The sequence below is a fragment of the Christensenella massiliensis genome, assembly GCF_040409835.1.
Lineage (GTDB): Bacteria > Bacillota > Clostridia > Christensenellales > Christensenellaceae > Christensenella > Christensenella massiliensis.
Genome location: NZ_CP117826.1, coordinates 766441 through 786108 on the forward strand (window position 1 = coordinate 766441; position 19668 = coordinate 786108).

A 19668-nucleotide genomic window follows, 5' to 3' on the forward strand; every position below is an offset into this window, starting at 1 on the left:
TATAGTTTTTACCATATTAATATAGATGCGGAGCTCTTCTCTTTTAAAAAAGTATTCGGATAATAATTGATATTTATTTAACAAAGTGTAAAATGGAGATATAAAAGATAACGATCGTGGTTATCAATATAAGTATAAAACAAATCGGAAAGGATGGAACTATTATGGCAAGATTTACATTACCCCGCGACCTTTATTTCGGTCCCGACGCGATGAATGAGCTTTCCTGCCTGAAAGGCTGCAAAAAAGCGATCATCGTAACGGGCGGTCACTCTATGCAGAAATTCGGGTTTCTCGATAAGCTCGAGAATATTCTGCATGAAGCGGGCCTTGAAACCAAATTGTTTGAGGGCGTTGAGCCCGATCCGTCGGTAGAGACCGTTTACCGCGGCGCACAGGCAATGCGGGACTTTGAGCCCGACGTGATCGTAGCGATCGGCGGCGGCTCTCCTATCGACGCTGCGAAGGCAATGTGGGTATTCTATGAATATCCTGAGAAGACTTTTGATGACATCAAAGAGCCTTTCACAATGCCAAAGCTCCGTCGGAAAGCAATTTTTGTCGCTATCCCATCGACGTCGGGCACAGCGACCGAGGTCACTGCCTTTTCCGTCATTACAGACTATAAAACGCTCATCAAATATCCTTTGGCAGATTTTGAGATCACACCGGATATCGCTATTCTTGACAGCAATATTCCCCTTACGATGCCAAAGGCGCTTACTGCCGACACTGGCATGGACGCTCTTACGCATGCGATCGAAGCTTATGTTGCCGCGCTGCACAGCCCTATTTCCGACGCGCTTGCGCTCAAAGCCATTCAGATGGTTTATGAAAATCTTGTTGCTTCCGTTGAAGGGAATGTGGAAGCAAGGGGCCGCATGCATATCGCACAATGTATGGCTGGTATGGCTTTTTCGAACGCTCTGCTCGGTATCTGCCATTCGCTCGCACATAAGACCGGCGCACAATTCGATATCCCGCACGGCCGCTGCAACGCGATCCTGCTGCCTTATGTGATCGAGTATAATGCGACGGCATGCCGCCACCGCATCGCGGATATCGCACATGCGCTCGGGCTTCCCGGCGCAACGACACGGCAGCTTGTCAATTCCCTTGTGGATGCGATCAAAAATCTGAACAAAAAGCTCGGAATCAAGCAGACCTACCGCGAAAATGGCGTTTCCGAAGAGGAATATCTGAAAGTCGCTGATTTCATTGCGGAAAATGCAGTCGCAGATCCCTGTACGGGAAGCAACCCACGCGAGACAGATGTCGAATCTATGCGCAAAGTGCTTGACTGTGCCTACTACGGAAAAGACGTTGAGTTTTAAGTTGAGCAATATCAAAAAGGCCGCCCGCGGGCGGTCTTTTTTGATCGATTCACTAATTTGCGCATTCAAGCCTGCGGCGGTATTTGCGGAGGAGTTCCGTTTCCGCCGCCGCCCGGCCCGGCCCCGTTTTTATTCTGTGTAAAGTTTGCATAGGGCACCCCATAGGTATTCTGAAGTTTATGCGAATCCTTGCCGTCACTGATATGCTTGGCGTTGAGGTATACCTCAAACATATAAGGCACAGTAAAGGTCTGGAGGAAAATGCTGACGATCATGATAACCGTCGTATAAACCGGCAGCATCGCCATCAGTCTCCTGCTGATTTCCAATCCCTCCACAGCCGAAGGAGTCGAATAAAGTTCCGCAATATACCCTCCTGCCATCGCAAAATAGAGCCCCACCGTGATCCCCACGGTAATCAATATGATCAGAATGCTGTGCCCCAGCGTTTTCAAAAAATTTCCCCGCGCGACATAACGGAAGGATTTGAATACCGCCTGAAATGCGCTTGGAAATTCCATGCCCGGAATAAACTGGACAAAGCTGATGAAAAGCATATACAGCAGAAGGAGTGCGAGCATCACGATCGTTGCGGGCATAAATATACCGATCATTGCCGCTGTATCCGGGAATCCTACAGAAAATAATGTTCCGACTGTTACGGCTGAAATCATTACAACAATGACCAGCACTGCCGCAAAAGAAAGGACCATAGCGGCGAGCACAGTCGTCAGGTAGCGCCCGTAATTGGCTTTCGCCGCCGCCCACGCAGCCGATATCTTCGCCGGAACGCCCATCAAATGCCACGAGCGCAGCACAGAGGTCATATATCCAAGATAAAGCGGCGAAACAAACAGGGTATACAGCAGGCTGCACAGCTGCAGCGGCAATATTGCCCCAGCCGCCTCTGTCGGCTCAAGCGCCGTTTCAATAAGTGAAAGTATGAGCGTTGGCGCCAGATAGACCACGATCCCCACGAGCAACGGTCCAAAATTATTTTTTGTCGTTCCCCATGCAGAGCGGAATACTTCTCCTAAAGATTTGTTCATATTTCATCCCTCTCCCATCTATCCAAGTAAAGATGCAGAATAGATCCGCAGGATGTCTTCCTTGGAAACCGGCTTTGTATTCTTTTTCCTTGCCGCATCCGCAGCCGATATATCCGTATACCGGATGATTTCTTCTTTGGAAAAGGACGGAAACGCCGGCAATATCCTGCGAATCATTTCCTGAAAGCCCTCAACGCCATCCACCTGAAGCAGAGCGCACATTTTGTCTATTTTTTTCTTCTTTACATCGTAGGAAAATGCGACGTATTCGCCAAGCGTAAGCGCACAGGCACGGCCATGCGGAATATTGCGATGTACGGTCAGCGGATAGCCGATCGTGTGGACCGCGGAAGTGCCCGCCATGCTGATCACGATTCCGCCCAGCGTGGATGTATAGAGCATCAGCTCCAGTTCATCTTCCGTAAAAGAACGCCCTATGAGCGATTTTTTATAGGAGGCAAAGTAAGTAAACGCCTGTTCCGCACACATCTCCGCCGCTAATGAATCGAGTATCAAATAGCCCTCCACGCAATGCGCAAGCGCGTCGAGCGCGGTATCCGCCGTTATCTCCCACGGCAGGGTCTTCAAATATTCAGCATCCAGCAAAGCTGCCGCCGGGAACAGCTCCGGATCTGAAACAGATTTCTTCGTATCCCCTACCTCGAGGACCGATACTGCTGTCACCTCGCTGCCCGTTCCGCATGTGGTCGGTATGGCCACTACCGGCAGCGGGCGGTGTGCGTATGGCCTTTTATACAGGTCCATTGCCGGGATATCGTTTACTGCGAGCACAGCCACACATTTTGCAGCGTCCATCGCGCTGCCCCCTCCGACCGCAACGATAAAGTCAAAATCCGGCGCATATCCGAGAAGAGAAGCAACGTCCTCCGGGGTTGGGTTCGGCGGAACATTTTCGCATACATGATAGGAAATATCCTGTTCTTCGAGCGTCCGCACTACATCTTCCAAAGCGCCGTTTTTCCCGGCCGATCCTGATTTGACGATTGCGGTCCTCTTTCCCATGGAAGCGAACAGCGCTGCGTTCTTTTTTACACAATCCCTGCCCACAATGATTTTTGTAGGAACCTGAAACTGAAATTCCATTTCTTCGGCCTCCCGCCGTCCGTTATTTAAAAATAACGCCCTTTTTCAAAATGATATTCGCGTATCCTTCATATTCGCCCGTCGCAACGACTGCGTAGCACTCTTTCGCCCGTTCGTAAAATTCAAAGCGCTCTATCTTTTCAAATCCGTTTTTGAAAGCGTTCGCGAAATCATTTTCATGGATGATCTCGCTGTATTTCCTCCATACGGCGGGCTCATTTCCTACCGGTGCATCCATAAGCACACATGGCTTTTGCACAAATGCATCCAATGGAAAAAACTGCAGAACCGCATCCAAAAGCTCCGTGATCTTATGTCCGTCTGCCCGGATGACCCGCTGCCCCATAGAATCCGCCGGAAAATTAGCATCTCCAAAACAGATCTCGTCTCCATGCCCCATGCTCATCAAAGCATACATAAGCTCCGGCGAAATGATATCCGGTATATTCCTCAGCATAATATTTTCCCTCCTCTATTCTATGCTTATTCTCCAGAAAACAAATCTGTGGAAAGATATCGCTCGCCCGTGTCCGGAAGAATAACTACTATCTTTTTCCCTGCATTTTCCGGCCGCTCTGCAAGCTTCAAGGCCGCTGCGAGCGCTGCGCCCGACGACACGCCGCATAGCACGCCTTCTTCTTTTGCAAGCATACGCGCAGCATGATATGCCTCCTGCGCACTGATCTGCATCACCTCATCGATCAATTCACGCTTCAAAATTTTAGGAACGAAACCCGCACCGATCCCCTGTATTTTATGCGGTGCGGCCTTTCCGCCTGAGAGCACCGGGCTTTCTGCCGGTTCCACCGCAACGACCTTAACATCTGACAGCTTTTCTTTAAATGCTTCCGCGCAGCCCGTAATGGTTCCGCCTGTGCCTACTCCCGCAACAAAGATGTCTACATCGTCTACCAGATCGCGCATGATCTCCTGCGCCGTCGTTTCTCTGTGGGCTTTGGGATTGGCCGGATTTTCAAACTGTCCTACCATATATCCGTTTTTTTGCTCACAGATCTCCTTTGCCTTTCTGATCGCGCCGCGCATCCCCTCCGAAGCAGGCGTCAAAACGAGCTCTGCGCCCAGCGCCGCGAGCAAATTCCTGCGTTCGACGCTCATGGATTCCGGCATTGTGATGATGAGCCGCAGGCCGAGGCAGGTGCAGATATACGCAAGTGCGATTCCCGTATTGCCGCTTGTAGACTCAACGATCACCGTGTCCTCCCGAATCAGGCCCCTTTCGAGTCCGTCTTGGATCATGTAGTAAGCCGCCCTATCCTTTACACTTCCCTGCGGGTTAAAGGATTCCAATTTCGCCCAGATCGCGGGATTGATATGATTGAGCTGCAGCAGCGGCGTATTGCCGATCAGTTCCGTTAATTGCTTGGCCAGTTTCATGATTACGATCACTCCTCGTTTTGGATTGCTTGGAGATCATACGGCGTCTCCTGATAAACATAATAGTTGAGCCAATTGTTGAACAAAAGGTTCGCATGCCCCCTCCAGCGTACGAGCGGAGGCTTTTTCGGGTCATTATCTGTAAAATAATGCGCGGGCATGGGTACATCGAGCCCCTTGGCAAGATCTCTTACATACTCCGTTTTCAGCGTATTCGCGTCATATTCTGGATGCCCGGTCACAAAAATCTGCCGTCCCCGTTTTGCTGAAACGAGATATAATCCGTCTTCCCCAAATTCGCATAAGATATTTAATTCCGGATTTTTTTGGACATCAGACATCTTCACGTAACTATGGCGGGAATGCGGCGCCCAAAACACGTCGTCGAAGCCGCGCATAAGCGGGCTGTTATGGTCGGTACGCTTATGCAGATAGATTCCCGAAAGTTTTTGCTCCAACGGATATTTCGGAATACCGTAATGATAATAGAGCCCTGCCTGCGCTGCCCAGCAGATATGCATAGTGGAATACACATTTGTCCGGCTCCACTCCATGATCTCTTCCAGTTCTTTCCAATAAGTAACGTGCTCGAACGGGATCTGCTCCACTGGCGCGCCGGTAATGATAAGCCCGTCGAATTTCTGGTGCTTGATATCCTCGAATGTTTGATAGAACGCGTTCAGGTGCTCAATAGGCGTATTTTTCGATACATGTGTAGCCGGGTGCAGCAATACGATCTCGATCTGCAGCGGCGAATTGGCAAGCAGGCGCATAAGCTGCGTTTCCGTCTGCTCTTTTGTTGGCATGATGTTCAGGATCGCGATCCTCAGCGGCCTGATATCCTGCCGCTCCGCCCGCTCAAAAGGCATCGTGAATATGCCCTCCTGCGCCAATACTTTTGCCGCCGGCAAATTGCTGTTGATATTGATCGGCATATCCGCATTCCTCCTTTTCCCTGATCGATTAAAGCTAATATAAATAATTCACAATATATGAATTATATCATATCGTCGAAGCTTTTTGTGAAAAAGCATGCCAAAAACCGGAAATATCCGAATATGAAAAGCAGAAAACCATCTGCTTCCCTGCTGCTATTCGGTTGAGCTTACTTTCCAGCTTTTGCCCAAAACATACTCTACAAGCTTTTGGCTATATGGCATAAATTTTCCGGCAACGATACCAACCAAAAATGCGCAGATGACTGTTCCCACGCCAAATACGCCGCCCAACAAAAAACCAACAGCAACAAATGTGATGTCTGTCAGCACACGTATACCGCCAAATTTTTTTCCCGTTATATCACTGATCACTACGGAAACCAGATCGTTCGGACCAGTCCCTGCGTCTGACTTGATCACCACCGTCATTCCAAACGCTAAGATAACGCATCCGGCCAACAGCAAAATGATTTTAAACGGAAACGGCAGGCTGTCCGATATTGTCTCTGCCATTATCCATGTAAAAAAGTCGATGATGGGCCCCCCACAGAGCATGCAGATAACCGTGCCGATTTTAATATATCTTCGCGCTGTCAGCAACAAGATGACTATGATGCATACATTCACAAGGATATGCGTGTTCCCGTGTGACCAACCGATCTGGCGTGATATCCCCTGAACCAGAACATTAAACGGATCTGATCCAAGATTCGTCAGCAAGAAAAGCGTAACTCCGAAATGCGCGATAACAAGGCCTGCAAACAGCAGCGCAATTCGTTTGAAAACGATCATCGGTTGGTTCCATTCCATTATATTTTCCCCGTACTCACCGACATTTGATATTATTATAGCAAATCTGCTTTTAAAAATAAACGCCGTTCTGTCTGCTCCACGTTCATCTATAGGCAGAGGCAGCATAGCGCTGCAGAAACAAAATCTTTATAATACATTCCTTAAAACCATAAGCTTTCAGTTGCGTTCCTGTGCGGAAGAAACTATAATAAGAATACGTTTTTATGAAATCGAAATTATACTCTGTTTTCGCCATCTGCGGACCAGTTGGCAGTTTTATATAGGGAGGAAAGTATGCTCAAAGACCTGAATGAACTGGCGATTCGTGATCTTGCCCATGAGATCGTTTCGATCAATTCCCACAATATTACCGGGGAAACGATCAGCGGTTTTGGTATGAAGCAAAAGGTCGCGGCTGTTGTCAGGCTGATACGCAGCGCAATGTTTCCGAATATTTATGATAATATGGTCATAAAAGAATCCGCTCTCGATGAAGTCGTAGAAAAAAGGCTGCAGGAGGCCGCCGTTCTTCTCGACTGCATCATCGCGGAAGTGATGGTGAACCAGTGCCATTTGCAGAACCGCAGGCGTACCGACTGCGACAAATGCCGCGAAAACGCCCGAAAGATCACGCTGCATTTCATGCAGCAGCTTCCCGATATCGCACGGCTTTTGAATACGGATATCGAGGCGGCCTACTGCGGAGACCCTGCAGCGATCTCAAATGAGGAGATCCTGCTTTCCTATCCCGGCTTTGAGGCAGTCAGTATTTACCGTTTGGCGCACGCTCTGTATGAACGTCATATTCCGCTGCTGCCGCGTATCATGACAGAGCAGGCCCACAGCGCTACGGGAATCGACATCCATCCCGGTGCAAAGATCGGCGAATATTTTTTCATAGACCACGGCACCGGAGTAGTCATAGGCGAGACCTGTACGATCGGCCGGCATGTAAAGATCTATCAGGGCGTTACTCTTGGCGCAAAGAGTTTTGAGCTGGACGATAACGGTCATCCCGTCAAGGGAGTGAAACGCCATCCTGATATCGAAGACCATGTCATCATCTATTCCGGCGCGACGATACTCGGCGGCGATACGGTGATCGGCGAGGGATCGGTCATCGGCGGAAACGTATGGCTCACCCATTCCATCGAACCGCATACTACCGTTTACAACGCTACTCCGTCCCCCATTATTTCAAAATAAAAACGGAAAGGCTTCGGCGGCTGCCGAAGCCTTTTTCATGGTTTACGCTATATTGCCCGCGCCGTTTTCTCTGCCCGGTGCTTTGCCGCCATATCAAGAAAAAAACTGTGGAGCCGTTCATCCGGCATAAGCTCCGGATGGAATGAGACCACCAGCATATTATCCTGCCGGGCAGCAACGATATGCCCCTCTACCCGTGCAAGGACTTCTGCTCTGTCTCCGGCATGTTCGATGTATGGGCCGCGTATGAATACCATGGGAATCGTTCCGATCCCCGCCATATATCCTTTCGTCCGAAAGCTCCCAAGCTGGCGCCCGTAGGCATTTCTGCGCGCCGTAATATTCATACATCCAAAGCATGTTTTTCCTCCTATTACATCCTTCGCAAGCAGGATCAATCCGGCGCATGTTCCGAATACTGGGAGACCGTTCCGTATCATGCAGCTCAGCGGCTCGTATAGCGCAAGCTCGTGCAGCAGCTTTGTCATCACGGTGCTTTCCCCTCCCGGAAGAATCAGGCCATCCATTGCTTTGACATCTTCTTTTTTCCGTATTTCAAAGCTGCCGCAGCCAAGCCTTTCCAACATAGTCTTATGTTCTATAAAAGCTCCCTGCAAGGCCAGTATCCCGATTTTCATTTTCCGCGCTCCGCCATCAGGATTTCAATTTCCTGCTCATTGATCCCCACCATGGCTTCTCCCAAATCCTCGGAGAGCGCTGCAAGTATCTTCGCATCGCTGAAATTCGTAACAGCCTTTACGATCTCCGCGGCACGTCTGGCCGGGTCGCCCGATTTAAAGATGCCCGAGCCTACAAAAACGCCCTCTGCTCCAAGCTGCATCATGAGGGCTGCGTCCGCCGGAGTCGCCACGCCGCCCGCGGCAAAGTTGACGACAGGAAGCTTTGCATTTTCATGTATATATCTGACCAGCTCCAACGGTACCTGCATTTGTTTAGCTGCTTCAAAAAGCTCGTCTTCCGCCAATCCTGCGAGACAGCGTATCTCGCTGTTCATTTTTCTCATGTGACGTACTGCCTGCACAATATCTCCTGTTCCGGGTTCCCCTTTTGTACGAATCATTGAGGCTCCCTCCGCGATCCGGCGCAGGGCCTCTCCAAGATCTTTCGCACCGCAGACAAAGGGTACGTCAAATTTTGTTTTATCGATATGATACACATCATCAGCCGGAGAAAGCACTTCGCTTTCGTCAATATAATCGATATCGATCGCCTGCAGGATCTGCGCCTCCGCAAAATGGCCGATCCGCACCTTTGCCATGACCGGAATGCTGACTGCCTCCTGTATCCCCCGAATCATTTTCGGGTCGCTCATGCGCGATACGCCGCCCGCAGCACGGATATCCGCCGGGATGCGTTCAAGCGCCATGACCGCACATGCGCCCGCTTCTTCCGCGATCTTTGCCTGTTCAGGTGTCGTCACGTCCATGATAACCCCACCCTTCAGCATCTGTGCAAGATTTTTATTGAGTTCATATCGGGTCTGTTCCATCTTCTTCTCCTTTTCATTGACATTTTTATGTATTATAAGTATGATTATACCCATGACTGATATATATTCAAACGCCAGTTTTGCTTTTTTTGACAATGCCAGTTTGAGGAGAGGATATAGATATGCTGACGCCAACGCTTGATCCCACGCGTAAAACTCCAATCTATGAACAGCTATACCGCTATCTGCGCGAAGAAATCAAAACACACCGGCTCCCTGAAAATCACCGGCTCCCGTCCAAACGAAAATTTGCTTCCCACATAAAAGTCAGTCAGGGAACGATCGAGGCTGCCTATTCTCAGCTGATGGCGGAAGGATATATCTATTCGCGGGAAAAGCGCGGATATTATGTTTGCCATTTAGAGGGAAACGTTTCTCTTCAGCAGCCCCGGCCTGCTGCAAGCCCCGCAGCCCTGCCGCCCTCTCCGAATCCCTGCCGTTTTATTCTTTCGACCGCACGTGTAGATACGGAAAACTTCCCATTTGCAACATGGGCAAAGCTGATGCGGGAAATTTTAAACGGAGACCGCGACAGCCTCCTCGGTCCGGTCGATCCGCAGGGCGATGCGGATCTGCGGGCGGGTATCGTCCGGTATCTTCATGATTTTCGGGGCATCGATGCCGAGCCGGGTCAAGTCGTTCTCGGCGCAGGTTCGGAATTCCTGCTCGGCCTCATCACTCAGCTTCTGCCACGGCAATATAGCTATGCCTATGAAGATCCGGGTTACCGGAAAACAGAGCGCATTTTAGCCGCAAATGGTCTTCCGGCCCTCGCCGTTCCTCTGGACCGCTATGGCATGGATATCTCTGCTCTCGAAGCCTGCGGCGCCAACGTTGCACACGTTACGCCCTCCCACCATTTTCCGCTCGGCATCATAACACCTATAGGGCGGCGTCAGGAATTGCTTGCATGGGCCTCCCACGGCGAACGGTACATCATAGAAGATGACTATGACAGCGAATTCCGTTTTTCCGGCAGGCCGATACCGGCCCTGAAAAGTCTGGACAACAATGAACGTGTTATCTATATGAACACGTTCGCAAAAACGCTTGCTCCTTCCCTGCGCATCAGTTATATGGTCTTGCCGCCTCATCTGATTCAAAAATACCGCAAAGACCTCTTTTTTTATTCCTGTACTATACCCAGCTTTGAACAGCGTACTCTTGCCCTTTTTTTGAACCGCGGACATTTTGAGCGGCACCTAAGCCGTATGCGGAAAATCTACCGTACACGGCGCGACGCCTTTGTGGATGGATTTCATGAACATTGGGAGCAGATCACGCTGACCGGCCTTGAAGCCGGGCCTCATCTTTTGCTCACCGTACGGAACGGGATGCGGGAACAGGAGCTTGTTACGGCCGCCTCTCAAAAAAATATCCAAATATTTCCCCTGTCTGCTTACTATGCCTCTCGTTCCGCACCGCCCGCGACTATCGTTGCCGGCTATTCCGGTTATTCGGCGGAAGTGCTGCGCGATATTGCGCAATCGCTTTGTGCGGTATGGTTTTGACTGTTTTTCTTCTGCAAACAAAGAACCTGCAGGAGTACCGCAGGTTCTTTGTTTGCAGACATTTGTAAGGAAACTAAAAAATCTTATATTTTTAGTTTATTTCCTTTTTGTGACCGCAATATGAAATACAGCTATTGTTTTTCCGAATTTTTCTCCGGAGCAGCTTTAGAAACAAGAGCCCACTCCACCCTCCGGTCTTCTATCTTTTCTACCCGGATATGGAGGCCATAGGCATCTACTTCCGGATGACTTCCATCCTCCGGTATCGTGCTGAGCTGGCTGTATACAAGACCTCCCAGCGTATCAAAATCCTCGTCCTCCGGCAGCTCCACGCCGACCGCTTCTGCAATATCCTCTATTTCTGCCGCGCCTGAAATGCGCCAGAGGCCCGGTTTCACCTCAAGGATATCCTGTTCGTCCTGCGGATCAAATTCGTCATAGATATTGCCGACGATCTCTTCCAAAAGGTCTTCCATCGTTACGATACCGCTCATGCCGCCATATTCGTCCACCACGACCGCAATGTGGATCTTTTGCCGCTGCATTTCACGAAACAATACGTCCGTATGGACCGACTCCGGCACACAATAAGCCGGATAGATGATTTCCGTAAGCGGCTTCGGATGGTCGCTTTTTTCGTTCAGCAGATAAGCGCGTGTAGATAGTATCCCAATGATATCGTCGATGTCCTCGTCATACACGGGGAAACGCGACAAACCGCTTTCCCGTATTGCCGTCATGATATCCTCCGGGGTATCCTCCTTCCAAATCGCTGTCACATTGGTGCGGTGCGTCATGACGTCCTTAGCCGTTGTATTGTTAAATTCGAAGATGTTTTCTATCATCTCCTTTTCAACAGTTTCTATCGCGCCCTTTTCCTCCCCGATATCCACCATCAAGCGTATCTCTTCTTCTGTTACCGTCTCTTCCTCCGCATGCGGATTCATTCGCATAAGGCGCAGGACACCATTTGTAGAAACAGACAGCAGCCAGACGATTGGTTTCATAATAATAGAAAGCGCCGTAATGATGCCTGCCGACATCCGTGCAACTTGGTCCGGCTTTTGCATCGCCACACGCTTTGGCACAAGCTCCCCGAACACCAATGTAAAATAGGAAAGAATAAGGGTAATCAGTATGACCGCGATCGTATTCAGCGTATCCGGCGCGATCGCAACTCCCTGTACGTTTATCATCCAGTCCGTTAGCCTGCTGGCAAAGTTGTCCGCCGCAAATGCACTTCCAAGGAAACCCGCTAAAGTGATGGCGATCTGGATCGTAGAAAGAAACCCTTCCGGCACCTCTACCATCTTCAGCATTTGCTTTGCCTTTCGGTCCCCCTCTTCCGCCATCCGGCGTACCTTATTCGCATTCAGAGAAATCACCGCGATCTCCGTCGAAGCAAAAAAAGCGTTGATTGCAATCAAAACCACCTGTAAAAGAAGCTGCCATATTAAAGGGTCGTCCAAAAAAATATCCTCCTCAATCATGATATTACCGCTATTATAACATAAACAACGTTATTGATTATAAATACTTTCTAAAAAAAGAACCGAAGCCCGCGCGCCCCGGTCCTTAAAACCGTCTCCTTAATAAAGATCGTCATCCTCCGTATGTACGACTTCCTCACGCCGTATATCCGCTCCAAGCTTGCGCATCTTGTCTTCGATATGGTCATAGCCCCGGTCTATATACTTTACATTTTGTATTTCTGTTGTACCATCCGCCATCAGCCCTGCAACGATAAGCGCAGCGCCGGCCCGGAGATCTGTAGCGCTGACAGGAGCGCCCGTCAGCCGCTCTACTCCCTCTACGACCGCTACGCGGTCCTCCGTCGTGATCTGCGCCCCCATACGCCGTATCTCTTTGATATGCTTAAAACGCGATTCAAAAATCGTTTCCGTGATCATGCTCGTTCCCTGCGCGGTGGACAGCAGTACCGTCGCAGGCTGCTGCAGATCGGTCGGGAACCCCGGGTAAGGCATGGTATTGATTTTCACCGCCTTCGGCCGTTTATCGCATGTCACACGAATAAAATCTGCTCCCTCCTGAATGGTGACCCCCATTTCTTCAAGCTTTGCCGTCAATGCCTCCATGTGGGTCGGTATCACATTTTTGATCGTCACATCTCCGCGCGTTGCCGCAGCCGCGATCATAAATGTTCCGGTCTCGATCTGATCCGGTATGATGGAATAATTACAGCCATGCAGCTGCTTTACGCCTGTGATACGGATCACATCCGTTCCGGCTCCTTTGATTTTCGCGCCCATACATACCAGAAAATTAGCCACATCCACTACATGCGGCTCTTTCGCCGCATTGATAATGGACGTCTGCCCTTCTGCGCAAACCGACGCAAGCATCACATTGATCGTCGCGCCTACGGAAACCTTATCCATGTAAATATCGCATCCGCGGAGGCCGTCCGGCGCATTCGCCACGACCCGGCCATATTCCGTCTTTACATTCGCACCGAGCGCCTGCATTCCTTTGATATGCAAATCGATCGGCCGTTCACCGATCGTACACCCGCCGGGCAAATTGATCTCCGCGTCGCCAAAACGTGAAAGAAGCGCCCCCAGAAGATAATAAGAGGCACGCATTTTTTTCACAAGGTTCATCGTTACCTTGCTCGTATTGATATTGGTGGTATCCACCGTCATCGTTCCGTCTTCAAATTCCACTTCCGCGCCGATCTCTGCCAAAATACGCTTGATAATCAGCACGTCCGCAATGTTGGGAAGATTCTCGATCACACACACTCCGCGCGCAAGAATCGTGGCAGGCAGAATCGCTACCGCCGCATTTTTGGCACCCGTTACTTCAATCGTGCCCTTGAGCGGTATCCCGCCGTTGATCACAATTTTCTCTGTCATAAAATTGGATACTTCCTTTATTTCACAATCGCAGACTGCAATTTTTTCTTATATTTTACCATTGAAAGCCTTTTTTTTCAAGCAAACATTCCTTTTCAGGTCTGCCAGCTTCAAATACGCTGTGCATAGCCATTTTAAACAACAAAAAGCCGGGAGGTCCCGGCTTTTCCGCAAAATTAAAACATTTTCTTTTTCCAGAGTATCCAGACGGCTACAGCCGTTCCGCCAAGCGCAATCACCGTTACCCACAGAAAGCCGAATGGGTTTTCCGCAAATGGTATCCCGCCCACGTTCATTCCCCACAGGCTGGCAAAGACCGTCGGTATCGCGAGGATAATTGTCAGCGAGGTGAGTATCTTCATGACGATATTCAGGTTATTCGAAATGACGCTCGCAAATGCATCCATCGTTCCCGAAAGGATATCTCTATAAATCGTTCCCATCTCGATTGCCTGTTTATTTTCGATGATAACGTCTTCCAACAGATCCAAGTCGTCCGGATAGCGTTGGATCACCTTGGATTTCAGCATTTTTTCCAATACGATCTCGTTTGCCTTCAAAGAGGTAGAAAAATAGACAAGCGATTTTTCCAAGCGGAGCATCTGTATCAGTTCGCTGTTTTTCATAGACTTATGCAATGCGTTTTCCACCTGCGTGGAAGCCTTATCGATCTGCTTCAGATATTGCAGATATTTTCCCGCGTTTTTATATAAAATCTGAAGCAGGAAGCGTGTCTTTTTGCATGTATCGAACCCGCCGCGTACGTTGCCATTCCAAAACGCCTCTAAAATAGCCGTTTCCTCAAGACACACGGTAATGATATTATCCGCAGTAATGATAATGCCCATCGGGAGGGTCGTATAAATCAAGGAATTCCGCTCCGCACTGACAAGCGGAATATCGACGAGCACCAATGTTTGGTCGTCCTCCGTATCGATACGCACTGTTTCCTCTTCATCCAGCGCTGCGCGGATAAATTCATCTTCAATGTGAAGCGTATCCCTTACATATACCAGTTCTTCCTCCGTGGGGTCGAGAAGATGGATCCACGCGCCCGGCTCTATCGTTTCAATTTCCTTAAATTGGTTGTTCTCCGCAGAACTGAAAATCTTGATCAAATATTTCACCTACTTTCAAAAGCAGGCAGCGGTCAAAAGCGCGGAAATACCTTACGCGACCCGCTGTCTGTATGTTTTAGATTCGTTCGTTTAGGGTCTGCGTCCACGTATTTCCCACCTCCTGTGAATGGAATCGACACGAATTTGTCCGCTTATCATTATATCCTTTACCTGCTGCTTGCGCAAGTCTCATTTCGAAGATCCGCAAGTAATTTTTATCTATTATTTTCCCTGCGCGTATAGTATAATAAACTGGATCAAGAATGAAACGGACCGGGCGATAAAATGACGGAAAATTTTTCCTGCGGCGATATCGTCGTTATGAAAAAAAAGCATCCCTGTGGAAGCGACAAATGGAAGATCATACGTACCGGCGCCGATATCAAGCTGAAATGCCTTGGCTGCGGGCATATTGTGATGCTCGATTATACGGCATTTATAAAACGAATGAAAAAGGTTTTAACAAATGGATCATAGAAACGACTATCCCGTGCACCGCGGACGGGACCACACACCCCGCCGCGCCGATATGCCAAGAACGTACGGCCGCAAATTGCCCTCTTCTTACAACGACTCGTACGAATCGGATTCCGGCGCGCTTTCCTCCGGAACGGGACGGCATATTCCCCATATGTCTGCTTCCCGCAGGCGCAGTGAGCTTGAAGAGCCTTTGACTTCCTATTTTGATACAGACGGCTTTTATGAGGACGAAACGGTCAGCGAGGAACCGGACACCAGCCAGCAGGAGGAAGATTATTTCTCCGCTCCGGACGAGCCTGCTTTTAATCCCAATAAGGCACGCCGTTTCTACCAGGAGTTCGAGCCGCTTGACGACGATCTCGTTACTTATGACGAATTCGGACGCAAGCGCAAAAAAAAGCGCATCCATGAAGAAAAGCTTATGACGAGATCCCGCGCAGTCTGGGGATGGATCATTTCCATCATCATAGCGGTCGCAGTCGCGTTTATCATACGCGCTTTCTTTTTTGAGATCATCGTAGTAGACGGAAACTCTATGTACCCCACGCTTTATTCAGATGAAAAGCTGGCAGTCGAAAAGGTGAGCCGTTATTTTGGCCTGCCTGAACGCGGAGATATCATCATCGTTCACTACCCGGACGAATATGAAGATGAGGACACGAAAGACGCGACCTATGTAAAGCGTGTGATCGCACTGCCCGGTGAAACCGTAGAGGTCAAGGACAGCGTCGTCTATATCAACGGTACGGCTCTTTCGGAGCCCTATATCAATACTACCGATCCCTATCTGGATATGGCTGCTGTTACGGTGCCGGAGGATACCGTTTTTGTCATGGGCGATAATCGTGCGCATTCTAAAGACAGCCGAACAGTCGGGCCGATCGCCCGTTCCGAGATCGTCGGCCACGCTCTGTCTGTCATCTGGCCGCTCGACAATATCCATTCCGTGCAATGATACGGCATACAAAAGGCTTGTCCATGAGGCAAAACGAAAGGAGCTATAACGGCAAACACCGTTTTTTCTGTTCGACTACGATGGAAACACCACCAAAAACGCAGACAAAAAAATCAGTTATTCTTGATTTTAACGGCACTTTATTTTTTGATACGGATAAAAACAACGCTTCATGGCATGAGGTCCTGAACACTGTATGCAGCCGGAAAATATCTATGGAAGAAATGAGCCGTTACAATATTCACGGGCGTGCCAACAAGGCGATCCTCGAACATTTTATGGAACGCGCTCTCTCCGACAGCGAAGCGCACAGGCTGTCCGAACGAAAAGAGGCGATCTACCGGGCATTATGTTTGGAAGACCGGGAACATTTTCACCTTGCGGAAGGTGTACCCGCTTTTCTGGATCATCTGAAAAAAGAACGCATCCCCTGTACCATTGCAACTGCTGCCGGTAAATCGAATCTTGATTTTTATATTGAGCATTTCCAGCTTTTGCGTTGGTTTGACGCAGACAAGATCGTATATAATGACGGAACGGTACGCGGCAAACCGGAGCCCGACCTGTACCTTCGCGCCCTCGCCCGCCTCAACGCAGACGGCGGCAGCTGCCTTGCGGTCGAGGATTCCCCTCTTGGTACACTCTCCGCGCGGCGTGCCGGGATCGCTATGGTATTCGCGGTCTCATCCAGTCTGGGTGTTTCCGCGTTTGCGGATACCGCCGATGCGGTGATCGCCGACTTCACATCTCCCGCTCTTTATGAATGGGCAGCGCAGCCATAATATTTCAGAAAAGTATATTCATAATTGCGCATCTGACGTGCAGTTTGTACTAACCCTGTAAGGGCATTTCGCTATTGCAGCACCTTAAGACGCTTGGCAGCCGGCCAGTTCCTATTTTAATAGGTTCAGAACACTTTTCTATCACAACTATTCCGCCTTTTTTCAATCTCCCCGCCTATTGTGAGGATTTCGCCGCACATAAAAAACCCGCCGGTTTCGACGGATTTTTATGTTTTTTATCTTTTTCAGATATTTTCCGGCTCTTCTTCCTGCATTCTTTGTTTTTTCTTTTCCTTGTGCAGGAGGATCGGCCAGATCACGCAAATCGGAATCACAACCAGTGGCATGCCCACATATGCAAGCATACTCAGGCCAATGTTCACGATATTGGTGAGCCCCAGCAGGGATATCGCCGTACAGATCGCAATAAAAATCGCGGCGACAAAAACATTCTTCCTATCATCCGTTTTGATCGGTCCAATGTCCGGCACAAGATTCTGCCATCTGGAGGAAATCATATAGGTTGCCGGAATCACCGAAGAAATAATAGCCAGCAGCATAACAATGTAATACACCACCGGGATCCATGGATAGGAACCGGCAATATAATTGTTCATGACGTATACAAGCGGAACCGGATCATTCATGATCTCGCTCTGGAAAGGCAGGAAACTAAAGCAGGAAAGCGCCATCATAAAACCTGCACAAATCATAATGAAAAGTCCGATCCATACACTTTGTTTATGCTTTTTAATGGGTTGTTCCACACAGCATAAAGTAATTGCAAAGGCTGAGGAAGCAAATGCAAACTGACAGCAGCGTAAAAGTGCATCACCCATATTCGCCGTTTCAGGAACGGTCCAGTCCGACAGTATCTCGCTTACCTGCGGTCCAAACAGCAAAATGACCAGTACTGAGATGATCACAAAGCCTACCAACATTACGACTGACATAACGCTGTTGACAATGCGAATCAGGGAATCCCGATAACGGATCAGAAAAAGCGAAATCACACCAATGATGATCATCCCTGCAAAATCCGGCATGCCGAATAATTCCTTCATGAAAGTACCCGACATATTTTGTACGATCGCAACGCCAACGATATTGGATGCAAGAACATATATTTCAAATAACGTATAAAAGAACTTTTTGTTAAAATAAATCTTTTTCGCTAGCGAACCATATTCGTAGATTTTAAAACGCCGGATGACTTCTGCCGCCAGAAAACACATAAGGCCTACGATTGCCAAGGCGACGAACGGCAACCATAATGAATTGCATCCATCCGGCAGGAAAAATGTCGTCGCATAGGTTCCCGCCACTAATGCTGGCCCTACAAGCGCGCCGATATATACGTTTGCGACGCCAAATGAGCTTCCCAGTTCCTTGGCTGTCAATTTTTCGCATCTCATTACTGCTTATCCCCCTCTTGTGCGTAAAAGCATTGCCAAATCCGGCAATACATACGCACCGATTTCTCGCTGTCTTTATATTGTGTAGACCGGGGTATTTCCTGCCCCGATCTACACATCTGTTATAGAATTATTCAAAATAGATGATCGGTTTGATTACCTCATCGTTCTTGGGATAAGCATCCATCAGCGCATATGCATCCATGACATGCTCAAAACCATGGAACCGATGCGTGATCATCTTTGTGGGATCAAGCCGTCCTGCTGCCATAATCGCCATCAGACGTTCCAATCTTCTGCGTCCACCCGGGCACAGTCCGCCGTTAAGATGCTTGTGTGCGCACCATGCCAAGGTATAATCCGCCGGAATTTCCGTATCGAACGTCTGCGCCTGCAAATTCGTCACATAACCGTTCGGTTTGACCATTTTCAAGCAGCGTGCAAACGTATCGTTGGTACCGCCCGTAGCAATGCAGCTATCCGGCTGTCCTCCTCCCAGAAGCTCCTGTACCTGCTCATCTATCGGTCCGTCTTTATAATTGAGAACATCTGTCGCACCGTATTCCTTTGCAAGCCGCATGGTATTCGGACGGTTTCCGATCGCAATGATTTTTCCCGCTCCGCGCAGGGCAGCCCCCGCTACCGCCATCAAGCCCACCGGTCCGATGCCCATGACCACGACCGTATCTCCCCATGTGACATGGGCAAGTTCAACGCCGTGAAATCCCGTCGTTACCATATCGCCCGTCATAAGCGCATGCTCATAGGTCAGGCCATTCGGGATACGCGCAGCATTCTGATCTACCTGACGGATACGGAAATATTCTGCAAAAGTTCCATTTTCAAACACACACCAGTTCATTCCGTAGTTTTGTCCGCCGGCATGCTGATGCAGATTATCCTGCCCTTCAATCTTCAGCCAGTCGGGCGTTACTGCTCCGACCGCTACCACATCGCCAGCCTTATAATCCTTTACCATGGAACCGGTCTCTACGATCCGTGCGACCACCTCATGTCCCAAAATCAGTCCCGCCGGCAGGCCAGCATGAACCTGATGCGGATCGGAAGAACACGTTGCCATCACGACCGGTTGTGCGATTGCGTCGAGTGGTCCGCATACCGGAACTTCCGCTTCAATCAAGCCGAATTCCTTAAACGGTACGACGACGCCATATCCTTTCATCGTTCCTTTCATATTTTCCC

At 49.3% G+C, this 19668-nt stretch carries 19 protein-coding genes; 6 read left to right on the forward strand and 13 right to left on the reverse strand.

Annotated features, from left to right (window positions below):
- Positions 1-164 precede the first annotated feature (164 nt).
- Positions 165-1334, forward strand: coding sequence for an iron-containing alcohol dehydrogenase (locus PUP29_RS03715; protein WP_079547166.1), 1170 nt, complete (start codon positions 165-167; stop codon positions 1332-1334).
- A 65-nt stretch (positions 1335-1399) separates the two neighbouring features.
- On the opposite strand, the gene PUP29_RS03720 is transcribed toward PUP29_RS03715, so the two are convergent.
- The 6 genes from PUP29_RS03720 to PUP29_RS03745 all read right to left on the reverse strand — a co-directional run bounded on the left by PUP29_RS03720 (position 1400) and on the right by PUP29_RS03745 (position 6630).
- Positions 1400-2383: a hypothetical protein gene (locus tag PUP29_RS03720; protein ID WP_079547165.1), complete on the reverse strand. Its 984-nt coding sequence runs from the start codon at positions 2381-2383 to the stop codon at positions 1400-1402.
- Between the two features lie 18 nt (positions 2384-2401).
- On the reverse strand, positions 2402-3487 hold the full coding sequence (locus tag PUP29_RS03725) for an iron-containing alcohol dehydrogenase family protein (RefSeq protein ID WP_079547164.1): 1086 nt from the start codon (positions 3485-3487) through the stop codon (positions 2402-2404).
- 22 nt (positions 3488-3509) lie between these two features.
- A complete protein-coding gene (locus tag PUP29_RS03730; protein ID WP_079547163.1) occupies positions 3510-3944 on the reverse strand; it encodes an RbsD/FucU family protein in 435 nt (144 codons plus the stop codon).
- 26 nt (positions 3945-3970) lie between these two features.
- Positions 3971-4882 carry a cysteine synthase A gene (gene cysK, locus PUP29_RS03735; protein ID WP_434542798.1) on the reverse strand — a complete coding sequence of 304 codons (912 nt, stop codon included), beginning with the start codon at positions 4880-4882 and terminating at the stop codon, positions 3971-3973.
- Positions 4883-4890: 8 nt separating this feature from the next.
- Positions 4891-5817 (reverse strand): homoserine O-acetyltransferase MetA, encoded by a 927-nt coding sequence (metA, locus tag PUP29_RS03740; protein ID WP_079547162.1) that lies wholly within the window; start codon positions 5815-5817, stop codon positions 4891-4893.
- 156 nt (positions 5818-5973) lie between these two features.
- A complete protein-coding gene (locus PUP29_RS03745) occupies positions 5974-6630 on the reverse strand; it encodes a YczE/YyaS/YitT family protein (RefSeq protein WP_079547161.1) in 657 nt (218 codons plus the stop codon).
- Positions 6631-6906: 276 nt separating this feature from the next.
- On the opposite strand from PUP29_RS03745, the gene epsC reads away from it, so the two are divergent.
- Positions 6907-7818 carry a serine O-acetyltransferase EpsC gene (gene epsC / locus PUP29_RS03750; RefSeq protein WP_079547160.1) on the forward strand — a complete coding sequence of 304 codons (912 nt, stop codon included), beginning with the start codon at positions 6907-6909 and terminating at the stop codon, positions 7816-7818.
- Positions 7819-7865: 47 nt separating this feature from the next.
- Here epsC and pdxT read toward each other — a convergent pair whose 3' ends face one another.
- The gene (gene pdxT, locus PUP29_RS03755) at positions 7866-8456 is read right to left on the reverse strand and encodes a pyridoxal 5'-phosphate synthase glutaminase subunit PdxT (RefSeq protein ID WP_079547159.1); all 591 of its coding nucleotides are present in this window, start codon (positions 8454-8456) and stop codon (positions 7866-7868) included.
- A complete protein-coding gene (gene pdxS / locus PUP29_RS03760) occupies positions 8453-9328 on the reverse strand; it encodes a pyridoxal 5'-phosphate synthase lyase subunit PdxS (protein WP_079547158.1) in 876 nt (291 codons plus the stop codon). Before pdxS ends, pdxT begins: the two co-directional genes overlap by 4 nt.
- A 122-nt stretch (positions 9329-9450) precedes the next feature.
- On the opposite strand from pdxS, the gene PUP29_RS03765 reads away from it, so the two are divergent.
- The gene (locus PUP29_RS03765) at positions 9451-10839 is read left to right on the forward strand and encodes a PLP-dependent aminotransferase family protein (protein WP_079547157.1); all 1389 of its coding nucleotides are present in this window, start codon (positions 9451-9453) and stop codon (positions 10837-10839) included.
- A gap of 131 nt (positions 10840-10970) precedes the next feature.
- Here PUP29_RS03765 and PUP29_RS03770 read toward each other — a convergent pair whose 3' ends face one another.
- From PUP29_RS03770 to PUP29_RS03780, 3 genes are all read right to left on the reverse strand, one after another.
- Positions 10971-12308, reverse strand: a complete 1338-nt coding sequence (locus tag PUP29_RS03770) for a hemolysin family protein (protein ID WP_353423861.1) — start codon at positions 12306-12308, stop codon at positions 10971-10973.
- Positions 12309-12428: 120 nt separating this feature from the next.
- Entirely contained in the window at positions 12429-13715 is a 1287-nt protein-coding gene (locus PUP29_RS03775; protein ID WP_079547155.1) for a UDP-N-acetylglucosamine 1-carboxyvinyltransferase, read from the reverse strand.
- Positions 13716-13891: 176 nt separating this feature from the next.
- Positions 13892-14833 carry a magnesium transporter CorA family protein gene (locus PUP29_RS03780; RefSeq protein ID WP_079547154.1) on the reverse strand — a complete coding sequence of 314 codons (942 nt, stop codon included), beginning with the start codon at positions 14831-14833 and terminating at the stop codon, positions 13892-13894.
- Positions 14834-15118: 285 nt separating this feature from the next.
- Here PUP29_RS03780 and PUP29_RS03785 point away from each other — a divergent pair, with 285 nt between their 5' ends.
- The 3 genes from PUP29_RS03785 (at position 15119) to PUP29_RS03795 (ending at position 17050) form a co-directional block, all read left to right on the forward strand.
- A complete protein-coding gene (locus PUP29_RS03785; RefSeq protein ID WP_079547153.1) occupies positions 15119-15310 on the forward strand; it encodes a DUF951 domain-containing protein in 192 nt (63 codons plus the stop codon).
- The gene (gene lepB, locus PUP29_RS03790; RefSeq protein WP_353423862.1) at positions 15300-16268 is read left to right on the forward strand and encodes a signal peptidase I; all 969 of its coding nucleotides are present in this window, start codon (positions 15300-15302) and stop codon (positions 16266-16268) included. The genes PUP29_RS03785 and lepB overlap by 11 nt, the downstream gene beginning before the upstream one ends.
- Before the next feature lie 80 nt (positions 16269-16348).
- Positions 16349-17050, forward strand: a complete 702-nt coding sequence (locus PUP29_RS03795) for an HAD family hydrolase (RefSeq protein ID WP_353424052.1) — start codon at positions 16349-16351, stop codon at positions 17048-17050.
- Positions 17051-17295: 245 nt separating this feature from the next.
- Here the strand turns inward: PUP29_RS03795 and PUP29_RS03800 are convergent, their stop codons facing one another.
- Together PUP29_RS03800 and PUP29_RS03805 are read right to left on the reverse strand one after the other, a co-directional pair.
- A complete protein-coding gene (locus PUP29_RS03800) occupies positions 17296-18465 on the reverse strand; it encodes a hypothetical protein (protein WP_079547151.1) in 1170 nt (389 codons plus the stop codon).
- A 130-nt stretch (positions 18466-18595) separates the two neighbouring features.
- Complete coding sequence (locus PUP29_RS03805; protein ID WP_079547150.1) at positions 18596-19660, reverse strand: zinc-binding dehydrogenase; 1065 nt, start codon at positions 19658-19660, stop codon at positions 18596-18598.
- Positions 19661-19668 lie beyond the last annotated feature (8 nt).

Excerpts from the sequence above, each read along its gene's own strand:
- PUP29_RS03715 (WP_079547166.1), top strand. The coding sequence starts at position 165 with ATGGCAAGATTTACATTACCCCGCGACCTTTATTTCGGTCCCGACGCG.
- PUP29_RS03720 (WP_079547165.1), bottom strand. The coding sequence starts at position 2,383 with ATGAACAAATCTTTAGGAGAAGTATTCCGCTCTGCATGGGGAACGACA.
- PUP29_RS03725 (WP_079547164.1), bottom strand. The coding sequence starts at position 3,487 with ATGGAATTTCAGTTTCAGGTTCCTACAAAAATCATTGTGGGCAGGGAT.
- PUP29_RS03730 (WP_079547163.1), bottom strand. The coding sequence starts at position 3,944 with ATGCTGAGGAATATACCGGATATCATTTCGCCGGAGCTTATGTATGCT.
- cysK (WP_434542798.1), bottom strand. The coding sequence starts at position 4,882 with ATGAAACTGGCCAAGCAATTAACGGAACTGATCGGCAATACGCCGCTG.
- metA (WP_079547162.1), bottom strand. The coding sequence starts at position 5,817 with ATGCCGATCAATATCAACAGCAATTTGCCGGCGGCAAAAGTATTGGCG.
- PUP29_RS03745 (WP_079547161.1), bottom strand. The coding sequence starts at position 6,630 with ATGGAATGGAACCAACCGATGATCGTTTTCAAACGAATTGCGCTGCTG.
- epsC (WP_079547160.1), top strand. The coding sequence starts at position 6,907 with ATGCTCAAAGACCTGAATGAACTGGCGATTCGTGATCTTGCCCATGAG.
- pdxT (WP_079547159.1), bottom strand. The coding sequence starts at position 8,456 with ATGAAAATCGGGATACTGGCCTTGCAGGGAGCTTTTATAGAACATAAG.
- pdxS (WP_079547158.1), bottom strand. The coding sequence starts at position 9,328 with ATGGAACAGACCCGATATGAACTCAATAAAAATCTTGCACAGATGCTG.
- PUP29_RS03765 (WP_079547157.1), top strand. The coding sequence starts at position 9,451 with ATGCTGACGCCAACGCTTGATCCCACGCGTAAAACTCCAATCTATGAA.
- PUP29_RS03775 (WP_079547155.1), bottom strand. The coding sequence starts at position 13,715 with ATGACAGAGAAAATTGTGATCAACGGCGGGATACCGCTCAAGGGCACG.
- PUP29_RS03785 (WP_079547153.1), top strand. The coding sequence starts at position 15,119 with ATGACGGAAAATTTTTCCTGCGGCGATATCGTCGTTATGAAAAAAAAG.
- lepB (WP_353423862.1), top strand. The coding sequence starts at position 15,300 with ATGGATCATAGAAACGACTATCCCGTGCACCGCGGACGGGACCACACA.
- PUP29_RS03795 (WP_353424052.1), top strand. The coding sequence starts at position 16,349 with ATGGAAACACCACCAAAAACGCAGACAAAAAAATCAGTTATTCTTGAT.
- PUP29_RS03800 (WP_079547151.1), bottom strand. The coding sequence starts at position 18,465 with ATGAGATGCGAAAAATTGACAGCCAAGGAACTGGGAAGCTCATTTGGC.
- PUP29_RS03805 (WP_079547150.1), bottom strand. The coding sequence starts at position 19,660 with ATGAAAGGAACGATGAAAGGATATGGCGTCGTCGTACCGTTTAAGGAA.